This is a genomic window from Alkalibaculum bacchi (assembly GCF_937875145.1).
Classification (GTDB): domain Bacteria; phylum Bacillota; class Clostridia; order Eubacteriales; family Alkalibacteraceae; genus Alkalibaculum; species Alkalibaculum bacchi_A.
Genome location: NZ_CALNCS010000249.1, coordinates 1 through 2,086 on the forward strand (window position 1 = coordinate 1; position 2,086 = coordinate 2,086).

General features: G+C 38.9%; 1 pseudogene. It reads left to right on the plus strand.

What is annotated here, in order from left to right:
• Positions 1-259 precede the first annotated feature (259 nt).
• A pseudogene (locus tag Q7P22_RS14195) lies at positions 260-1,921 on the plus strand (phage tail spike protein).
• Positions 1,922-2,086 lie beyond the last annotated feature (165 nt).

Consider the following 2,086-nt stretch of genomic DNA (forward strand, 5'->3'; position numbering starts at 1 on the left):
ATTTACCAGGTGATAAAAAAACATTAATTATTGGTGATAACTGTGAAATTGGTGCAAATGCAGTTGTAATTAACGACGTACCCGATAATTGCACAGCCGTAGGAATTCCCGCTAGAGTAATACGCCATGATAAACCTATAAATGATTTTAATAAACATAAAGCTGAAGCAAATTCGTAATTGGATTCTATTGCGAAGTAACTAAATTTTAAGAGGCTCTCGAATCGAGGGTCTCTTTTTAATGTAAAGAGGGTGATAAATTGATTGTAGTTAAGGATAAAAACCTATCCGACATAGGCATACTTGAAAACGCTTATGGCGTTAGGGTTAAAAGGCTCACGAATGAATTGTGGACAGCTACTTTTTCTCTACCTAAAACAGACCCAAAGAATAGTTTGTGTGACCATTTAAATTATATCGAGATCACATCTTCATCTGGTAGATATTATGGTTTATATCGCATCATGCCTACGGAGACTATAAAAAGTGCGAATGACGACAGCATAACTTATTCTTGCGAGCACGTCTTTGCCACGCTCCTAGATGATGTAATAGATGGTTATTACCAATTTAGTGGCTATTCAACGAGACAAGTATTACAAGGTATATTAGATCTGTAAGAAACTAAAAGATGGGTTCTTGGTCAGGTAGACTTTAACTATTACTTTGAATACAGCTTCGAGAATGAAAATGGATTGTTGGCACCAATATTAAGCATACCAATGCCATTCAGCGAAGCATATGAATTTACTTTTGACACGCAGGTTTACCCCTGGGAACTAAATCTTATACGAGCTTCAGATGATGTTAAAGCGGAGATCCGATGGGGTAAGGACATGATAGATTTCAGTAAAGTATCAGATCCGACGAACATTGTTAACTGGCTTATCCCAAAAGGATCCGGTGAGGGTGTGAATCAGCTTGATATAGCTAGGATAAACGGTGGATTAAGATATATAAAAGACGATGAGAGTATTGCGAAATGGGGCAAGAGAAGCTATATATGGATTGACAAAAAAGCGGAAGATGCAGAAACTCTGCTGGCCAATGCGCAATCTTTACTTAACCAATGGAAGGAACCTAAGATTAGTTTTGAGGTTGGCAGCGCTGATTTATCCATTCTGCCAGAATACGCAGGTGAAGAAAAGGTATTGAATGGGGTTACGCGAATTATCGTAGATGATGAAGAATACTTGGCTAGAATTATCGGTGAGGAGATAAAAGATATATCAAGGGAATTTGAAGTTGAGTATCAGATTAACAATAAAGTCTCGGATATAGCCACTACCCAAGCGGACACAGAACGAAAAATCCAGGTCAATGAAGCTTATAGCCAGGGAGCAACCAACGTAATGACATTTTCCAACCAGGATAACTGTGATGCTGCAAACCCTGTAGTCATCCCGTTTTATATTGATGACGATATTGTCAATGTGAACACCTGTGATTTATCATTTCGCACACGACCATACAAGGCTTATTCTAAGAGTGTTGCTGGCGGAGGAATGGAAACAACCACATCTAAAGAGGGCTCATTACCACTATTACAGATAAACACAAGCATATCAGAGGCTTATAGTGGAGATCATAGGCACAAGGTGACAATCGGCTCTGGGTGGGCAACTCATACTCATCCAATTGATCTACCGGATCATACACATGACCTAGTATTCGGTATAAGCATACTGGATAAGGTGGTACCCAGTGCGCTAACAATTACGGTTGACGGACAACAAATGCCAGAGAACAGTTTAAATGCTGATCGGTTAAGCGTTATAGACTATCTAACAAAGCAAAACGGTAAAGTAACAAGAGGGTTGCACGAGATAACGATTAGGCCATCGACGGACGGAATTGCAAGAATTGAAGCTAATGTAATATTGAGAGTATTTATACAGAGCAGGATAGGCGGTGTCTATTAGGCTCTTTTTTAAATTAAAGAAAGAAGGTAATTGAATGGAAAAAGTATCAACAGCAAAAGTAACTGTACTTACCGTAATTGGAGCGATTGGCAGTTTTATTGCTAACTTATTCGGAGGATGGACAAACGATTTGGCGACATTAGTTATCATGATGGGCATTGATTT